Below are 15,971 nucleotides of genomic sequence, written 5' to 3'. Positions count from 1 at the left end.
TTGAATTTAATTATTTAAATATACTAAATATTTGTTTACAATAGAGAAAATAAAATGTTATTATACAATAATAAAAGGAGGACTAGGTATGGCAACGATAAATAAACAGAAAATTGTGGATAGTGTACCTCAAAAAGGTTTTTTTGGAAACCCTAAAGGACTATTCACCCTTTTCTTTACTGAGTTCTGGGAGCGTTTCTCCTATTATGGCATGAAGGCCATTCTTGTTTACTATATGTATTACGAAGTTTCTAAAGGGGGACTAGGTCTTGATGAACCCACAGCCCTTGCCCTTGTATCCATATACGGATCTTTAGTATATATGTCAGGTATAATTGGCGGATGGCTCGCCGATAGGATTTTCGGGACTTCAAAAGCCGTATTTTACGGTGGTATCTTGATCATGCTCGGGCATATTGTCCTTGCTGTACCAGGCAGTCTCTCCATGTTCTTTGTTTCCATGGTACTTATCGTTCTGGGTACTGGTTTATTAAAACCGAATGTTTCCAGCATTGTCGGTGAAATTTACGCAGAAAATGACGAACGCAGGGATTCCGGTTTCAGTATATTCTATATGGGTATCAACATGGGTGCATTCCTTTCACCGTTTGTTGTCGGTACAGTCGGAATGGACTATAGCTTCCATCTTGGTTTTGGACTTGCGGCAATTGGTATGTTAATTGGACTCATCGTCTTTGTTACAACAAAGAAAAAGAACCTGGGCCTGGCTGGAACTCTTCCTGCTAACCCATTATCACAGAATGAAAAGAAAAAAGTATTCACTAAATTGGGGATAGCTGCACTAATCATAGCTGCCATTATCGGCATCACGGCTTCTGCAGGCATCTTAACGATTGAAACCTTCATTAATCTTGTAGGTATCCTAGGGATCGTTATTCCGACACTTTATTTCATTTTCATGTATCGCAGCCCGAAAACGACTTCTGTTGAACGTTCACGCTTGATTGCCTATATTCCTTTGTTTATAGCAGCCGTCATGTTCTGGGCGATTCAAGAGCAAGGTGCAACTATATTAGCAAGCTATGCAGACAAACGGACACAGTTGAATTTTGCTGGAATAGAAATAAACCCGGCATGGTTCCAATCTTTGAACCCTTTGTTCATCATTACCCTTGCACCAGTATTCGCATGGTTATGGATTAAACTAGGAAAGCGTCAGCCGACCATTCCTCAAAAGTTCTCAATCGGTTTACTGTTCGCCGGTTTATCATTCCTGGTGATCCTGCTTCCTGTTTATTTCGGTGGATCGGACGCATTAGTCAATCCGCTATGGCTTGTACTTAGTTATTTCCTTGTAGTACTTGGAGAACTTTGTTTATCTCCTGTAGGACTCTCAGCTACTACAAAATTGGCTCCGGCCGCATTCTCGGCACAAACGATGAGCCTGTGGTTCCTGGCAAGTGCAGCAGCACAAGCACTGAACGCACAGATCGTCAGATTCTACACACCTCAAACCGAAATGGCTTATTTTGGAGTGATCGGTGTTGCCTCAATGGTCCTTGGACTTGCCCTGATGGCCTTATCACCAAAGATTCAAGGCTACATGAAAGGCATTCGCTAACACTTAGCCGGCAGTAAGGGAAAGATGATCTCAGATTAAATGGGATCATCTTTTTTTATTTCGTCCTTGAAATATGATCGATTTTTTTCACGGTTATGATTCAATCCTTTAAATTCTTTTTAATATGATTCATAGTGAACACTAAGCTTGGGAAGGGCCCGATATCCGTGATAAAGAAAATACAATATCCTAAAATGAAATAAAACGAAATATGATACTGTTGCCAGGTAGAAATAAGCGAAAAAAAAAGAGCATCCTTTATAGGATTGCTCTTTTTTCCGGTTGTAAGAACCTTTTCCTTTATTGGGTCAAACGCGTCATTTCACCATTGGTTTTTTTATTGGTTTTATTCTTTTTAGTCATTGCAATGGTTCTTTTCTTTAGTTAAGTTCAGCCTTTTCCAGCTTGGAATCCTGGGTATTTGGTCATTCCGCCATCAGCATATAAGGTCATTCCCGTTACGTAGCTAGATTCGGAGGAAGCTAGCCAAGCGGCACAAGCCGCAATTTGTTCCGGTTTTCCGATATATCCCATCGGTATCAGGTCGATGACTTCTTGCTTAGCTTTTGGGTCATTGAATTTTTCGGCATTGATGGGTGTGTCGATCGCACCGGGTGAAATATTATTAATGCGAATCCCTTTAGGAGCATATTCAAGTGCAAGGGTTTCTGTCATCATCTTGACTCCGCCCTTACTTGCTGCATAGTGGACAAAATGAGGCCAAGGGATACGGTCATGAACGGAAGACATGTTAATGATATTCCCCCTAATACCATGATCGAGCATATAACTGATTGCTTCCCTGCTTGCCAGGAACATTCCGGTTAGATTTACATCGATGACTTTCTGCCAATCTTCAAGAGTCAATTTTTCGCTAGGCACTTCATTTTCAATACCAGCATTGTTGATCATGATGTCGATTGTGCCAAAGGTGTCCACAGCGAATGAAAGCAATTTCTTCACATCCGCCTCCTTTGAAACGTCGCCTTGAATGGCTGCGGCTTTCCCGCCTGCCGCTTCAATCGTTTTGATGATTTCCTTATGGTCGCCATTTTCAGTGTGATAATTTAATACGACATGCGCTTTTTCTTTACCGAACCTTTCGGCCATGGCTTTTCCTAACCCTTTTGCCGCCCCAGTGATCACTACCACTTTTTTCTCTAAATCGTCATACATCATTTATCGCTCCTTTGACTATTCTTTTGTAAAGCCGATCATGATTCCGCCAGCAATTACGAGTACACACCCGGTGATGACGAAGACCATTTGCTTTTTGGATTTTTTCTCGCCTAAAAGAAAGATGCCGCCTAAAGTGGAAATGACGATCCCCATTTGGGAAAATGAGAATGCGATGGCAACGCCCACTTTTGGATTGGCGAGCAGGAGGCCGATATTACCGACTGCCCACATCATTCCGGTTAGAATATTTCTTCCGGCATATTTATTAAACGGTTTATGTTTGATGGATAGGAGCAGGGCAGCCAGGAACATGCCAATTGCTTGCGGCAGGATCGCCGACCATCCGTCAACTTCATTCCATCTGACGACAATGACATATGTAACATAACCCACCGTTGATATGGCAAGATAAAAAACCCCTTTTTTCATGCTTCCTGCTTTTTTGTTATCACCATCGCCGTAGCTCGTCAGCAAGACACCTGTAATCAAACAGATTATTGCAACAATGCCGATGATGATTGTCAACCTGTCATTCCATTCCCTGAAAATGATCACTGCAAAAAACGTATTTCCGAGAATTTGCAGTCCTGTTGAAATTGGAACGGTTTTCGATACCCCGATTTCCTTGACGCTGTTGAATTGAAATAACTGCCCGAATGCCCAGCCTATCCCGGAAATGATACCGACAATCCACACTGTACTGCTCCATTCCGGCGGATTGATGAAAGACATCATGATGGCGAACAGTAATGAACCGATTGTAATGCCTAGTGTTTGATTATAAGAGTTGCCTCCGAGCTTTTCGGAAACAAGCACTAAGCTGCCCCATGTCAATGCAGGGAGTAGCGCAAAGAAAAAACCTTCCACAAATTTCATCTCCTAAACTAGAAAACAATGTTCTAATGAATATAAAATAGTTAGTTAGTAAGCTATTGAATGTATTTAGAGTTTTCCCTTTACACGGGAAAGAAAACATGGTTTTAATTTACCAAATTGGAATTTTATTTTTCAGGGTGGAAACAATGAAAAAATAAGGGGTTTATGGTATTTTTAACTTAAAAATAGATAGGAGAAAAAGAATGACGACACTGAATGAATGGTTTGAAAAGGGGATTCCCGCTAAAGAATTTGTATCTTCGATGAAGGTTCATAAAGAAAACTTACAATCGATTCAGGAGGGTTTTTCCGTTTCTGCAGAGGACCAAGGTTTTTTCGATGAATTAAAGACGAAGGAACTTCGAGCCATTGTCATTACTGAAGACTGGTGCGGAGACGCAATGATGAACATTCCAATACTGCTGAATATAGCTGAAGAGGCAAATATTGAAACTCGGATGGTTTTACGAGACCAAAATCTTGAACTGATGGATCAATACTTAACGAATGGAACAGCGCGTTCAATTCCCATTTTTATATTCATTGATAAGAATGGTGAAGAAAAAGCTATTTGGGGACCACGTGCACCAAAGGTACAAGAGTATGTAATGGAGTTAAGGTCAGACCTGCCTGCCAAGGGTGATGAACGTTTCGAGGCAGCGCAAAAAGCAGTCATCAAAAAGATAACTGCGGCTTTTGCTGAAGAAAAACACCTGTGGGATGAAGTGTACAGCAGTATCAAGGAAGCATTGGGAACCTGCTGACAGCGGGGATATCCTTTTTAACCTTGGAGTTTCTTCCATAATGAAGGGCTGTTTCAAAACGGAGACTGCAACCATTTTGGTTGGTGAATCTATAGTATTCATGGTTCTTTTAGTCCAAGGTTTGAGAACAGCCTTTTCATTTACTTATGATTCCGGAATGATTGTAACGCCGATTGTTCGAATAGGAGAGTCTTGTTTAGCACTTTGTTTCGTAGCGTTGTAGTATTTTACCATTAAATCGTTCAATTCATTTTGAAAGTTAATAAAGCTTTCATCATCAAGCTTTAGTTCTAAAAGGGAAAAGGTTGAACCATCTTCAGCACAATCTCTTTCTTCTAATTTAGTAAGATAGTTTTGATATTGAGTCATAAGGGATAATTGATAATAAGAAAAGTAGTTCACCTTTTTCTCATTAGAATATTTTTTCCATTCTTCCCCGCTAAGTCGCGCTTCTTCTTCATTTAAAACATAGTATTTTTCGGAAACGGATCTCACTTTTTTCTCTTTTACAATGCGGATGACCCCTGAATCAAATAGAACCTGTATATGTCTATATAATGTTGCTTGGGGTACATCTTTAATGATTTTTAACATTTCTAATGGCGTTAAACCATTTTCCCTGTTTCTCATTAAAGCTTGGGTAATCTTCATTCTTACAGGATGCATTAAAATTTCGGCTTTATTAATCATCTTATTCTCCTCACATTGGAAATGAAATAATTTCAATTGTAATGTCTTCATGCAATAAAGCTTAATAAATATCATATATTATCTAACATGATAATATTATCATTATAAATAACAATAAAACCTCAAACAATATTTTATCAAGAAAAAAATAGGTGAAAAATACCAATTTAAATGTTATCATTACTGATAATGATAATAAAATTTGTTATTAAGGAGTGGTATATATGAAATTGCATTATGGATGGAACGAATTGAAAGATATTGATTTCATGCCTATTCTGCCGATTATTTTACCGGTAATTGCTATTGGGATGATTTTAATCCTTATTGCATTAATTGATTTATACAGAAATCGAAAGACGCGGAAAAATGTTTTATTGTGGACACTCATCATTATTTTTGCAAATACTATCGGTCCAATTCTTTACTTCGTTATTGGTAGAAAGGACAGTGACAGAATATGAAATTGGAGATTAATAATGTCACAAAAAAATTCAAAGAAAAAACAGCGGTCAATAATTTTTCAATGGAATTGCAATCTGGGGAATGTGTTGGATTGATTGGGCCAAATGGGGCTGGTAAGTCGACACTAATAAAAGTCATTGCAGATATTATTGATCCAACTAGGGGAGAAGTATTGCTTGATGGTAAGGGAATTTCAAAAATGAAAAAGGAAATAGGCTACTTACCACAATATCCTAACTTCTTTCAATGGATGACTGCCAAAGAAACCCTTACATTCATGGGGCAGCTCTCGGGTATCAAGAGGGAAGAATTATTAAGCGGCATTCCAGAGATATTGTCGAAAGTGGGGTTGAGCGGGGAAGAGAATTCAAAGGTGCGGACTTTTTCAGGCGGAATGAAACAAAGGCTTGGAATTGCACAGGCATTGTTACATAAACCAGCTTTGATTGTCATGGATGAACCGGTTTCGGCATTAGATCCAATCGGCCGGAGAGAAGTGTTGAATATCATAAAAGAGATAAAGAAAGATACGACAATTTTATTATCGACGCATATATTAAGCGATGCAGAAGAAATATGTGAGAGGTTTGTCATTATAAAAAGCGGTAAAAAAATTGAGGACACAACAATATCAGAATTATTAAACAGGGATAGTGGAAATAAAATCAATGTCGACATAACCTCTAAAAGTCAAAAATGGATTGAAAACGTTAAAAGCTTGAACTTTGTCAAAGGTGTAGAGGTGATTGGAAATAAATTGAAGATAGAAGTGGAAGATATTGAATTAAACAAGAATATGTTACTGGCGAATGCTCTGGAGCATAATGTTGATCTTATAAGGTTCGAAATAGATAACGATACATTGGAAGAGATTTTCTTAAAATTGGTGGTGGAAAAATGAGTGATTTTACCGTTTTGGCTAAAAAGGAATTTGTTCAGATGGTACGTGAATATAAAGTGATATGGCTGCCGCTTGTATTTGTATTTTTAGGAATAACTCAACCAGTCGTAAGTTATTATTTACCTTCAATATTAGAGGCACTGGGCGGGGCCCAAGGGATCACCATTGATCCAAGCATGGCAGCCCAAAAAGGCGGCGAAGTTCTTGCCAGTACCTTAGGGTCTCAATTTGATCAGCTAGGGGTCATGATCATCATCGTTTCCATGATGGGAGTCGTACAATCCGATAAAGCAAATGGTATGCTGGCTTTCATTCTTACAAGGCCCGTGACGGTTGGATCTTACATAAGCGGGAAGATCATTTCCAATTATCTGTTTGTTGCCTTCAGTATAGCATTGGGATATTTGGTTTCATATCTGTATGCAGTTTTCTTGTTTACGAGCGTTGACTTTGCGGATTTAATAGTGGCCTTGCTGTTCTATCTGCTGTGGATCCTATTTATCGTTTCATTCACGACGATGATCAGTACCATTTTTAATAGTCAGGGTATTATTGCATTAATTTCGATAGTATTTCTCCTCGGCTGTAGAATCATAGTTGGATTAAGTCCGGTAATAGACAATGTGAATCCGGCAAGCATGAGTAAACATGCCATGGAAGTACTGATTTTAGGCACAGTCAATTCACAAGCGATTTGGGGTGCATTAGCGGCACTTGAGTTGACGGCAGTAGCGATATTGGTAACGAACATATGGATTTCAAAAAAGAAATTCAATAACGAATAAGTTGGGTATGAAGGAAAAATATATCGACGAAATCTACAGTTATACCTCCGAAAATAGGAATATATCGACGGAATTCTACAATTATATCGGATTGAAATGAAAAAGGACTGATTTTTTACTCAGTCCTTTTTCAATGTAAAGTCCACACAAATCGGCGCAAATCGATTAAATGAGAAACATCGCGACAATTGTAGTCACTGCTAAACCAATGGTTACCGGAAGCAGATTCCGGCGGGCAAGTTCAAAGGGACTGACGTTACATATGGCAGCTGCTGGTATCAGTGCCCATGGAATCAGGGTACCTCCGCCAACCCAAATCGCGGTTATTTGCCCGAGTGCAGTCAAGGTGGCGGTTCCGCCACCGATTGCCGTGCCAAAAAGTTTGGCGACAGATCCCGCTAAAGAAATGCCTGAGAAGCCCGATCCATCCAAGCCAGTGATGGCACCGATGCCCGTTAATGTGACGGCGGCTATTTCTTTCGTTAAAGGAACGGAGGCTGCCAAGGCGGCACCAAGGTCATTGACGATGCCGAGGGATGTTTTTGGTAAGTAGTCACCGATGATCTGATTGAATCCAGAATCACCTAGATAGAAGAATGCGGCGATCGGAATGACGGGTCCGAATACTTTAAAGCCAAATTGAAAACCCTGAATCAAATAGGCCGTTGATTTTTCAAGACCTTGTTGTTTATGTGCGACAAGGGATAAAATCAGCAAAATGAAAACGGCAGTGCCCCCAACCAATGCCGTTGCATCTCCGCCTTGCAACTTCAAAATCGACAATGCCACAACATCCAACAGAAAGGCAATCGGAATGAAAATGGCAAAAAACCTCTTTTGTCTCAATGTAAGCAAATCTTCATTCATTGTCTGATCTTGGACGATCCCCTCATTATCCGCCGCATTGATTTTTCCCAGCTTCATATCCCGCTTTAAAAGGATAAAGGCGGAGAGGGTGGTGACGACCCCCATTGTAATGACAAGTGGGATGCTCGCAGCGATGACATCACCGACTGGTATGGAAGCCGCATCGCCCGTTAGTTTAGGGGCAGCCTGAATGATGAAATCCCCTGATAATGCTATTCCGTGACCAAATAGGTTCATCGCCATCGCTACACCAAGAGCAGGTAAACCAGCCCGTAAAGCAACAGGGAGCAGAACAGCCCCAAGTAAGGCAACGGCAGGTGATGGCCAGAAAAACCAGGATATCATCATCATGACGATTCCGATTACCCAAAAGGCAAGTGTAGGATTTTTAATGAATTTCGCAAACGGTGCAATCATGACATCATTAATGCCCGACTTCGTTAAAACCGTGCTCATGGCAACGATGATTGAAATGATTAATATCGTGGACATTAATTCCGTGATTGCGAAAATGAAGCTGTTGAATATCCCGCTTATGGAAGAGGCTAAACTGCCTGTAGCCACTAAAGCCAAAAGGAAAATACCAATTATGCAGATGAGGGTAGTATCACGACGTTTTACCATAAACCCGATTATCAATGCAATGAATACAACATAAATCCAATGGAGTGCCGTTAATTCCATCTCCATGATCCGTCCCCCTCATAAATGTGCCTAGTTACAGATTATGAGGGAGGTACGGGGTGGTGAGTTGTTTCATAAATTTAAAGGCTTATCTTCTTTATTTTCAACAATACTTCAAGTATTCTTAACTTGAATAGCAACTACTGTAAATGAGGGATAAGCCGTGAAGCAGATATATAGTGATGTCATACAATTTCGGGGTACACATTATGAGTTTGGATACATGCAAGGGGAGGAATTAAAAGATTCACTAACGGTAAAAAATCGTGAAGATCAGTGGAAGATCAGGCAGCCTCGGTTTACGGTTGAAGAAGAAGAGGTCAGGAAAGCCATTACACAATTCGCCCCTGGAGTTTGGGAAGAATTACTGGGGTTGCAAGAAGCGCTGAAATGGCCAATTGACCGCGTGCTGCAAGAGTTTGGTGGATACCGTTTGGATTATGTTCGGTCGGGCTGTTCCATCATGACAGGCGATGATTATCTCATTCGCAATTATGATTACCACCCAAAGACCTATGAAGGACGCTATGTCTTATTCCAGCCAACCGATCAAGGGTATTCAAGCATCGGCCCGAGTCAGCGAGGGACTGGTCGAATGGATGGAATGAATGAAAAAGGTTTGGTGATAGGCTATAACTTCATGAATCGCAAGAACCCTGGCGATGGTTTCATCTGTTGCATGATTGGCAGACTGATTGTTGAATCTTGTGCGAACGTTCAGGAAGCGGTCGCGATGTTGAAGGAAATCCCGCATCGTCATTCTTTCACTTACGTCGTCTATGATAAAAGCGGAAGTACCTATATCGTTGAAACCTCCCCGAGAAATGTAGAGGTGCGCACGTCAAATGCCTGTACAAATCACTTTGAAATCATGAAAAATGAAAACCGTAACCATCTTATCGATTCAAAACGCCGATTGGAGATCATCCAAGATCAGGAAGGAAGACTTTCATCTGCCTACGATGCTTATAGGTTGTTTAATGATACCAATCAAGGTGTCTTCTCGGATTTATATAGCAGCTGGGCGGGAACGATTCATACATCCGCTTATTTACCTAAGGAGATGAAAGCTTGGATTGCCTTGGGAGGGAACCAGGAGCCGACTTCAATAGATTTTGCAAAATGGCTCGAAGGGGAAGATGTTGAGTTAAAACGAATCAACGGTGTAATTGATACGGATATTCCCTTCGTGCATATGGATGAGGGAGCGAATTGGTTTCGAAATTGAACGTCTTTAAGTAAATTTGAACCTTGCGTTGTTAACAGGCCCAATCCTTGGATTGGGCTTTTGTTGTTCTATTTTTAGGCAAACCTGGTACTATTTATTAGTGGATGGCACAGTAATATAATATGATGAAGTAACAGATTTTGGATTGGGGACAAGAAGCTGGATTTGTGTGCCGTACTTGTACAATGAATAAGGGGATGAGCGAATGTTTTCGACAGCTATTGGTTGGTTTCGGTTTATTACAATAATTGAGGGAATCTCATATGTTTTATTGCTTGCCATTGGTATGCCCATTAAGTACATATTGGATATTGGGGAAGCAACACTCATTTTAGGCAGCATCCATGGTTTCTTATTTGTTGTATTTGGACTTTTATTACTTTATGTGAGCATCATATCAAAATGGTCCTTTTTAAAAATGGCGATGATTTTCATCGTTTCATTCATTCCATTTGGTAATTTTGTAATCGATCGCAGGCTTCTGAAGCAAAGTTAAATACTTTTACTTTCAAAAAATCCATAAAAAAACGTCTTCCTATTTAAATGGCAGGCGTTTTTTTTATGGATTTAAGCTTGCTGTAAGGTTGGCACAAAGATGCTGTAAGAATGGGCATGTAAAGTATAAGTATCAACAATACTGAAGAGGTGAAACAAATGGGACCATTATTAAAAGTGGAAAATATAAAAAAAACATATGGTAAATCAAGCGCTGCCTTCACAGCGTTGGAAAATATATCTTTTGAGATTCATGAAGGGGAGTTTGTAGGAATCATGGGACCTTCTGGAGCGGGGAAATCGACGTTGCTCAATATGTTGGCAACCATAGATTCGCCGACTGAAGGGAAAATTTTCATGAATGATACGAGCATTCACGATATGAAAGGGGCAGACTTAACGGATTTCAGACGTGATAATCTTGGTTTCATCTTCCAGGATTACAATTTGCTTGACTCATTGACTGTTAAGGAAAATATATTATTACCACTGGCGATTGCAAAAATTCCAGCGAAAGAAATTACTAACTTGGTGAATCGTATTGCTAAAGTATTTGGGATTGAAGGCTTATTAGCCAAATATCCATACCAAATCTCCGGCGGGCAAAAGCAAAGGACAGCTGCAGCCAGGGCACTTGTGACAGAGCCTGCATTGATTCTGGCAGATGAGCCCACAGGTGCACTTGATTCAAAATCAGCAACAGGTCTGCTGGAAAGCTTAAGTGAACTAAATGAAAATAATAATTCCACCATCATGTTGGTGACACATGATGCATATGCCGCAAGCTTCTGCCGGCGGATCATTTTCATCAAGGATGGTACGCTTTCAACAGAAATATATCGTCGTGGCCAATCACGTAAAGCTTTCTTCCAAGAAATTATGGATGTCCTTGCAACAATTGGAGGTGAGGTAGATGACGTTATTTAGTCTGGCGAGAAAGAATATTGCTCGAAACCTCTCCCAATATTTTTTATATATCGCATCCATGGTATTTAGCATTATCATCTATTTTACATTTGTAACATTAAAATATAGTGACACAGTTGCAGAACAAACGGCTTCATCACAGAAATTGGATTCATTAATGAGTGGTGCGGCTGTCATCCTGATTTTCTTCGTTGCCATTTTTATTGCCTATTCCAATTCATTCTTCATGAAAAAACGTAAAAAAGAAGTGGCATTATATGCATTGCTTGGCGTACGTAATCGTCAGATCGGTTTTATGCTCTTCTTTGAAAACCTATTGCTAGGCTTGGTTTCATTGGTTGTGGGGATTTTACTTGGATTTCTTTGTTCAAAAGGGTTCATGACGATTTTGATCTATTTAATGGGCTATGATGTCATAGCACCATTTACATTTTCGGAATCTGCTGCTTTGAACACCTCAATCGTATTTTTGATTATTTTCTTGGTGACATCATTCCAGGGCTATCGGTTGATTTATCAATTTAAACTAATCGATCTCTTCCATGCAACGAAAAAAGGGGAAGCGGCTCCGAAGCCATCGATGATTGTAGCCATTCTGGGAATTTTTCTGATTGTCATGGGTTATTGGTTGGCGATGCAAGATCTATTTACTTCTAAAGTATGGGAAAAAGTCGGCTTTTTGATGACGGCACTCATCATTTTGACAACCGTTATTGCCGGTACGTTTTTATTGTTTCATAGCGTGACAGGCTATGTGTTAGCGGTGATTAAGAAAAATGAAAAATGGCTATGGAAAGGCCTGCATCTGATGACGATCTCGCAGCTGCTATATCGTATTCGGGGTAATGCACGGACATTGACCGTAATTGCAGTGTTAAGTGCTACAACGGTAACGGCTGGCGGTGCGGTTTATGGCCTTTATTATAACGCGAATGACCAAGTTATGACCGTTGATCCGAACACCTTCATGTATCAGCAAACGGATGCAAAAAGCGATCGGCAAGTCAGCGCTATATTGCCAGATACAAAGTATGATGAAAATGTCGAAGCACTATCTGTCACATTCAATACAAAAGAACTTAGCGAGGGATCAGCATTCGATAGCTCTGATAAAAGGATTTACACGATAATCGATGAAAGAACATATAACAAATTAGCAGAAGTACAAGGTAAGGATGCATTGCTTGTGAATAATGGCAAAGCAGTCATTTTAGATATTGGATATGACAAAAGATTTTCATCTGAATACAGGGACAAGACGATCAGGACAGAAAACAACACGGCAATCACATTCCAAAGCTTTAAAACACAAACAGTTTTAAATGCCAAAACAGCAGGCATTGCAGTGGTTGTATCGAATGATCAATTTAAATCATTGCAAAAAGAAGGGGAAGCCCTAAACTATCGTGTTATCGGAGTTGATCAAGCTTCCACTGATTTATCGGGGGAAATTGCAAAACAATTGCCTGAAGAAGCGCTATTTTCCAGTGCCCCTCAAGATTTTCAAACAAGCATTGAAGGTGTAGGCTCATTGCTCTTTATCGGAAGTTTCCTTGGTCTTGTTTTTTTAGCGGCAACAGGCAGTATCATTTACTTTAAAGTTCTAACGGAAGCTGAGGAAGATAAATCACAATACAATATGCTCCATAAGATGGGCGTTAACGCAAAAGAAATGCGGAAGTCCATTGCATCACAAGTGTTTGTAATCTTTTTCGTTCCACTGGCAGTGGGGTTATTACACAGTGCGGTTGCTTTAAAAGCCTTCTCGGGCTTATTGATGATGGACCTGGAAAAACCTGTGTTGATCTGGATGATCGCCTATACGGTCATTTACGGTCTGTATTATATCTTAACGGTAGCTTCCTATAATCGTATTATCACACAAAATAATAAAACAGAAGGATGATCGAGATGAAGAAATTTATTATGGTAGTTGGCATTTTGTTTATTTTGGGAGCGGCAGGTGTCTTCGCACTTACTAAAATGGACTTTAACCGCATGAATGCCGATAATTATTATTTGCAAATTACAGAGGATGGGGTACAACATGAAACCAAACTGGATGATGGTTCAGTGATGACTTACTATTCTTATAAACTGGACGCCAAAAATGCAGATGGTGAAACGATACCACTTGAATTCACGGCACAAAAAAATCTTCGAAAAGACGCTTACTTAAAGATGTACGTGAAAAATGGTGATGAGGTTTCGTCATATGATGAAGTGAAATTTGAGGATATTCCAAAAAAAGCACGAACAAAATAAATGAAAGAAGGGCTGTCTGTAAATTATGGACAGCCCTTTAAATAATTATAAAAGTATCGTAATTGTGGTTCCCTTATTTTCAACGCTAGTCAAATCAAGTTTACCTTTATGAGCCAGAATAATGTCCCTTGCAATGGCCATTCCTAAACCGGTCCCATGTGTACTGGCAGTATTCGTACCTCGATAGTAGCGTTCAAAAACCTGTTCCAAGTCTTTGTCGGGAATACCGCGGCCATTATCGGCAATGGTAATTTTGGTATGAAGTTCCGATTGTGGACCAATATCATCAATTTGTATTTTCACGACGACATTTTCATCATTATGTACGAGCGCATTGTAGATAAAGTTAAAAATCGCCCGTTTCAGTAATTTTTTATCCACTTTACGTGTTGCTTTATCCACATTTGCCACAAACTCAACCTGTTTATCACCAAATTGTGAATCATTTAAAAGCTCGATCGTCATTTCTCTTATAAACCCAACGATATCAACAACTTCAAATTGCAAAGGAAGTTGTTGGTTGCGCAAACGCATCGTTAAATTGAGGTCATCCAATAAATCTTTCATATATACGGACTGTCTATTAATAATGGATGTAAACTCATACAATTCCTGTGGTGTTAATTCAGTGGCATTATCTTTCATCAATTCTGTATATCCATGGATGGAAGCAAGTGGCGTCTTCATGTCATGAGAAACATTGCTAATCCATTCCTCACGCATTTGGTCGAGTTGATCACGTTCCTTTTCATACTGATCCAACTTTATAGATAGTTCATTCATATTGTGAAATACATCTTCATAAACGCCTTTTGGTATACTCATCTTTTTGAAACGTCTTTCGCGAAGCTGCTGTATTCCTTCTATTAAAGTGTTAAGTGGTGTCGTTAATCTTTTACCAAATAATAATCCAATGACTAGGGCGATAATAATATCCACGGTTAAAAACAGTAAAAGTATGATGTTGATGTACTTTAAAATGTGAACATAATTATAGGACATTACATATCGGCCTATTCCTCGATCTTTAACCCCTACAAAATAGCTGAAATCATGAGCTTCGCCGACGAAAACAGTCGTCTCTGCATCAATTTCTTTATACTTATACATTTGGACGATTTCAACAGGAGAATATACGGTTTGCAATTTTTGAGGTGTGTAATAGGCAGAAACTTGTTCGCCCTTATCATTCAAAAATTGTATCCAGGCGTTATTGTTCCGCAGTTTTTCCAGCCCATCTTCATTTACCATTGGTTTGTCATCTATCAGTTCTACATATTGTGAAAAAGATCGGCTAAAGTTTTCCGCAGATTCCTCTTCCGTGTCGAAATGAACAAAGAGTAAGCATAAAAGTAAAATTGTATTTACGATTCCTACGATTACAACAATTGTCACAACGGATCCTAAAAAGCGCCGTGTCAATTTCCACTTCATCTTGTTTCACCCTTGGTTTGTAATTTATAACCAAGTCCTTTAACGGTTATTAAAAAAGAAGGGTTTGAAGGATCTGCCTCGATTTTTTCGCGTAAACGGCGAATATGAACCATAACTGTATTATCAGAGCCAAAGTAATCATCGGCCCACACATGTTCAAATAAAGTTTCTTTGCTTAAAATCTGATTTGGGTGATGCATAAAACAGCTCATCAGTCCGATTTCTTTAGCTGTGAGCTCTAGCGTTTTGCCATCCTTTTTCACTTCATTTTCATTTGCACTAAGCTCAAAAGGACCAATTTGAAATTTTTTCGGAGCAGCTTTTTCCTCTGAAAAGCCCGCACGCCTCAGCTGCGCCTTTACCCGATATGCAACTTCCTTCGGACTGAATGGCTTGGTAATATAATCATCCCCGCCAATCGCCAAACCTAAAAGCTTATCAATTTCCTCATCCTTTGCCGACAAAAATAAAATGGGCACGTTCGACACTTCCCGAATTTGCTTGCATAAATCATAGCCTTCACCATCTGGCAGCATAATATCTAGCAAGACTAGTGATGGATTGAACTTCTGAAACTTTGCCCACCCATCCGCAATCGTCCCCGCCGTAACAATATTCGGGATACCTTCTTTATGTAAAACCGTCTCCATGAGACGTGCCAAATCTTCTTCATCGTCAATAATTAAAATCCACTGATCATTAGACATTCTTTTACCTCCTACACATCAATCATACCCTACAGTATAGAGTACCCCTTAACAAAAAATAAGGGGAGGGAAAGTTTTTTAACGAACCCATCCATTCTTTTCACGAAAGTGCGATTACATGA

At 39.6% G+C, this 15,971-nt stretch carries 16 protein-coding genes; 10 read left to right on the top strand and 6 right to left on the bottom strand.

The annotated features are described in order from the left end of the window. Window positions 1–88 precede the first annotated feature (88 nt). Window positions 89–1,582 carry a peptide MFS transporter gene (locus tag ACIROD_RS23755; RefSeq protein WP_260359112.1) on the top strand — a complete coding sequence of 498 codons (1,494 nt, stop codon included), beginning with the start codon at window positions 89–91 and terminating at the stop codon, window positions 1,580–1,582. Between the two features lie 390 nt (window positions 1,583–1,972). Here ACIROD_RS23755 and ACIROD_RS23750 read toward each other — a convergent pair whose 3' ends face one another. After that, entirely contained in the window at window positions 1,973–2,758 is a 786-nt protein-coding gene (locus ACIROD_RS23750) for a glucose-1-dehydrogenase (RefSeq protein WP_402944959.1), read from the bottom strand. Between the two features lie 18 nt (window positions 2,759–2,776). Then, window positions 2,777–3,637, bottom strand: a complete 861-nt coding sequence (locus ACIROD_RS23745) for a GRP family sugar transporter (RefSeq protein ID WP_402944957.1) — start codon at window positions 3,635–3,637, stop codon at window positions 2,777–2,779. Window positions 3,638–3,840: 203 nt separating this feature from the next. Here ACIROD_RS23745 and ACIROD_RS23740 point away from each other — a divergent pair, with 203 nt between their 5' ends. Continuing rightward, complete coding sequence (locus tag ACIROD_RS23740; RefSeq protein ID WP_402944954.1) at window positions 3,841–4,401, top strand: thioredoxin family protein; 561 nt, start codon at window positions 3,841–3,843, stop codon at window positions 4,399–4,401. 144 nt (window positions 4,402–4,545) lie between these two features. Here ACIROD_RS23740 and ACIROD_RS23735 read toward each other — a convergent pair whose 3' ends face one another. Continuing rightward, window positions 4,546–5,091, bottom strand: coding sequence for a helix-turn-helix domain-containing protein (locus ACIROD_RS23735; protein WP_402944950.1), 546 nt, complete (start codon window positions 5,089–5,091; stop codon window positions 4,546–4,548). Window positions 5,092–5,315: 224 nt separating this feature from the next. On the opposite strand from ACIROD_RS23735, the gene ACIROD_RS23730 reads away from it, so the two are divergent. Genes ACIROD_RS23730 through ACIROD_RS23720 form a run of 3 tightly spaced genes read left to right on the top strand, consistent with a single transcriptional unit; the run spans window position 5,316 to window position 7,242 of the window. Further along, the gene (locus tag ACIROD_RS23730) at window positions 5,316–5,555 is read left to right on the top strand and encodes a PLDc N-terminal domain-containing protein (RefSeq protein WP_101225520.1); all 240 of its coding nucleotides are present in this window, start codon (window positions 5,316–5,318) and stop codon (window positions 5,553–5,555) included. Continuing rightward, window positions 5,552–6,457 (top strand): ABC transporter ATP-binding protein, encoded by a 906-nt coding sequence (locus ACIROD_RS23725; protein WP_402944945.1) that lies wholly within the window; start codon window positions 5,552–5,554, stop codon window positions 6,455–6,457. Before ACIROD_RS23730 ends, ACIROD_RS23725 begins: the two co-directional genes overlap by 4 nt. Continuing rightward, window positions 6,454–7,242, top strand: a complete 789-nt coding sequence (locus ACIROD_RS23720; protein WP_402944942.1) for an ABC transporter permease — start codon at window positions 6,454–6,456, stop codon at window positions 7,240–7,242. Before ACIROD_RS23725 ends, ACIROD_RS23720 begins: the two co-directional genes overlap by 4 nt. A gap of 165 nt (window positions 7,243–7,407) precedes the next feature. On the opposite strand, the gene ACIROD_RS23715 is transcribed toward ACIROD_RS23720, so the two are convergent. Then, a complete protein-coding gene (locus ACIROD_RS23715; RefSeq protein WP_101225517.1) occupies window positions 7,408–8,799 on the bottom strand; it encodes a hypothetical protein in 1,392 nt (463 codons plus the stop codon). 157 nt (window positions 8,800–8,956) lie between these two features. Here ACIROD_RS23715 and ACIROD_RS23710 point away from each other — a divergent pair, with 157 nt between their 5' ends. The 5 genes from ACIROD_RS23710 to ACIROD_RS23690 all read left to right on the top strand — a co-directional run bounded on the left by ACIROD_RS23710 (window position 8,957) and on the right by ACIROD_RS23690 (window position 13,708). Then, complete coding sequence (locus ACIROD_RS23710) at window positions 8,957–10,021, top strand: C45 family autoproteolytic acyltransferase/hydrolase (protein ID WP_402944937.1); 1,065 nt, start codon at window positions 8,957–8,959, stop codon at window positions 10,019–10,021. Between the two features lie 205 nt (window positions 10,022–10,226). Further along, the gene (locus ACIROD_RS23705) at window positions 10,227–10,517 is read left to right on the top strand and encodes a DUF3817 domain-containing protein (protein WP_034305497.1); all 291 of its coding nucleotides are present in this window, start codon (window positions 10,227–10,229) and stop codon (window positions 10,515–10,517) included. Between the two features lie 158 nt (window positions 10,518–10,675). Beyond that, a complete protein-coding gene (locus ACIROD_RS23700) occupies window positions 10,676–11,443 on the top strand; it encodes an ABC transporter ATP-binding protein (protein ID WP_402944932.1) in 768 nt (255 codons plus the stop codon). Beyond that, window positions 11,430–13,349: an FtsX-like permease family protein gene (locus tag ACIROD_RS23695; RefSeq protein ID WP_402944929.1), complete on the top strand. Its 1,920-nt coding sequence runs from the start codon at window positions 11,430–11,432 to the stop codon at window positions 13,347–13,349. The genes ACIROD_RS23700 and ACIROD_RS23695 overlap by 14 nt, the downstream gene beginning before the upstream one ends. A 5-nt stretch (window positions 13,350–13,354) precedes the next feature. Beyond that, the gene (locus ACIROD_RS23690) at window positions 13,355–13,708 is read left to right on the top strand and encodes a YxeA family protein (protein ID WP_101225513.1); all 354 of its coding nucleotides are present in this window, start codon (window positions 13,355–13,357) and stop codon (window positions 13,706–13,708) included. A 45-nt stretch (window positions 13,709–13,753) separates the two neighbouring features. Here ACIROD_RS23690 and ACIROD_RS23685 read toward each other — a convergent pair whose 3' ends face one another. Beyond that, window positions 13,754–15,142: a sensor histidine kinase gene (locus tag ACIROD_RS23685; protein ID WP_402944925.1), complete on the bottom strand. Its 1,389-nt coding sequence runs from the start codon at window positions 15,140–15,142 to the stop codon at window positions 13,754–13,756. Further along, window positions 15,139–15,849, bottom strand: coding sequence for a response regulator transcription factor (locus tag ACIROD_RS23680; RefSeq protein ID WP_402944923.1), 711 nt, complete (start codon window positions 15,847–15,849; stop codon window positions 15,139–15,141). Before ACIROD_RS23680 ends, ACIROD_RS23685 begins: the two co-directional genes overlap by 4 nt. Window positions 15,850–15,971: the final 122 nt, after the last annotated feature.

The sequence above is a fragment of the Peribacillus sp. NPDC101481 genome (assembly GCF_044767165.1).
Taxonomy (GTDB): domain Bacteria; phylum Bacillota; class Bacilli; order Bacillales; family DSM-1321; genus Peribacillus.
This window is presented reverse-complemented; position numbering and strand designations above follow the sequence as displayed.

Bases quoted from the DNA above. Each gene is read 5' to 3' on its own strand.
- ACIROD_RS23755 (WP_260359112.1), top strand. From the start codon at position 89: ATGGCAACGATAAATAAACAGAAAATTGTGGATAGTGTACCTCAAAAA.
- ACIROD_RS23750 (WP_402944959.1), bottom strand. From the start codon at position 2,758: ATGTATGACGATTTAGAGAAAAAAGTGGTAGTGATCACTGGGGCGGCA.
- ACIROD_RS23745 (WP_402944957.1), bottom strand. From the start codon at position 3,637: ATGAAATTTGTGGAAGGTTTTTTCTTTGCGCTACTCCCTGCATTGACA.
- ACIROD_RS23740 (WP_402944954.1), top strand. From the start codon at position 3,841: ATGACGACACTGAATGAATGGTTTGAAAAGGGGATTCCCGCTAAAGAA.
- ACIROD_RS23735 (WP_402944950.1), bottom strand. From the start codon at position 5,091: ATGATTAATAAAGCCGAAATTTTAATGCATCCTGTAAGAATGAAGATT.
- ACIROD_RS23730 (WP_101225520.1), top strand. From the start codon at position 5,316: ATGAAATTGCATTATGGATGGAACGAATTGAAAGATATTGATTTCATG.
- ACIROD_RS23725 (WP_402944945.1), top strand. From the start codon at position 5,552: ATGAAATTGGAGATTAATAATGTCACAAAAAAATTCAAAGAAAAAACA.
- ACIROD_RS23720 (WP_402944942.1), top strand. From the start codon at position 6,454: ATGAGTGATTTTACCGTTTTGGCTAAAAAGGAATTTGTTCAGATGGTA.
- ACIROD_RS23715 (WP_101225517.1), bottom strand. From the start codon at position 8,799: ATGGAGATGGAATTAACGGCACTCCATTGGATTTATGTTGTATTCATT.
- ACIROD_RS23705 (WP_034305497.1), top strand. From the start codon at position 10,227: ATGTTTTCGACAGCTATTGGTTGGTTTCGGTTTATTACAATAATTGAG.
- ACIROD_RS23700 (WP_402944932.1), top strand. From the start codon at position 10,676: ATGGGACCATTATTAAAAGTGGAAAATATAAAAAAAACATATGGTAAA.
- ACIROD_RS23695 (WP_402944929.1), top strand. From the start codon at position 11,430: ATGACGTTATTTAGTCTGGCGAGAAAGAATATTGCTCGAAACCTCTCC.
- ACIROD_RS23690 (WP_101225513.1), top strand. From the start codon at position 13,355: ATGAAGAAATTTATTATGGTAGTTGGCATTTTGTTTATTTTGGGAGCG.
- ACIROD_RS23685 (WP_402944925.1), bottom strand. From the start codon at position 15,142: ATGAAGTGGAAATTGACACGGCGCTTTTTAGGATCCGTTGTGACAATT.
- ACIROD_RS23680 (WP_402944923.1), bottom strand. From the start codon at position 15,849: ATGTCTAATGATCAGTGGATTTTAATTATTGACGATGAAGAAGATTTG.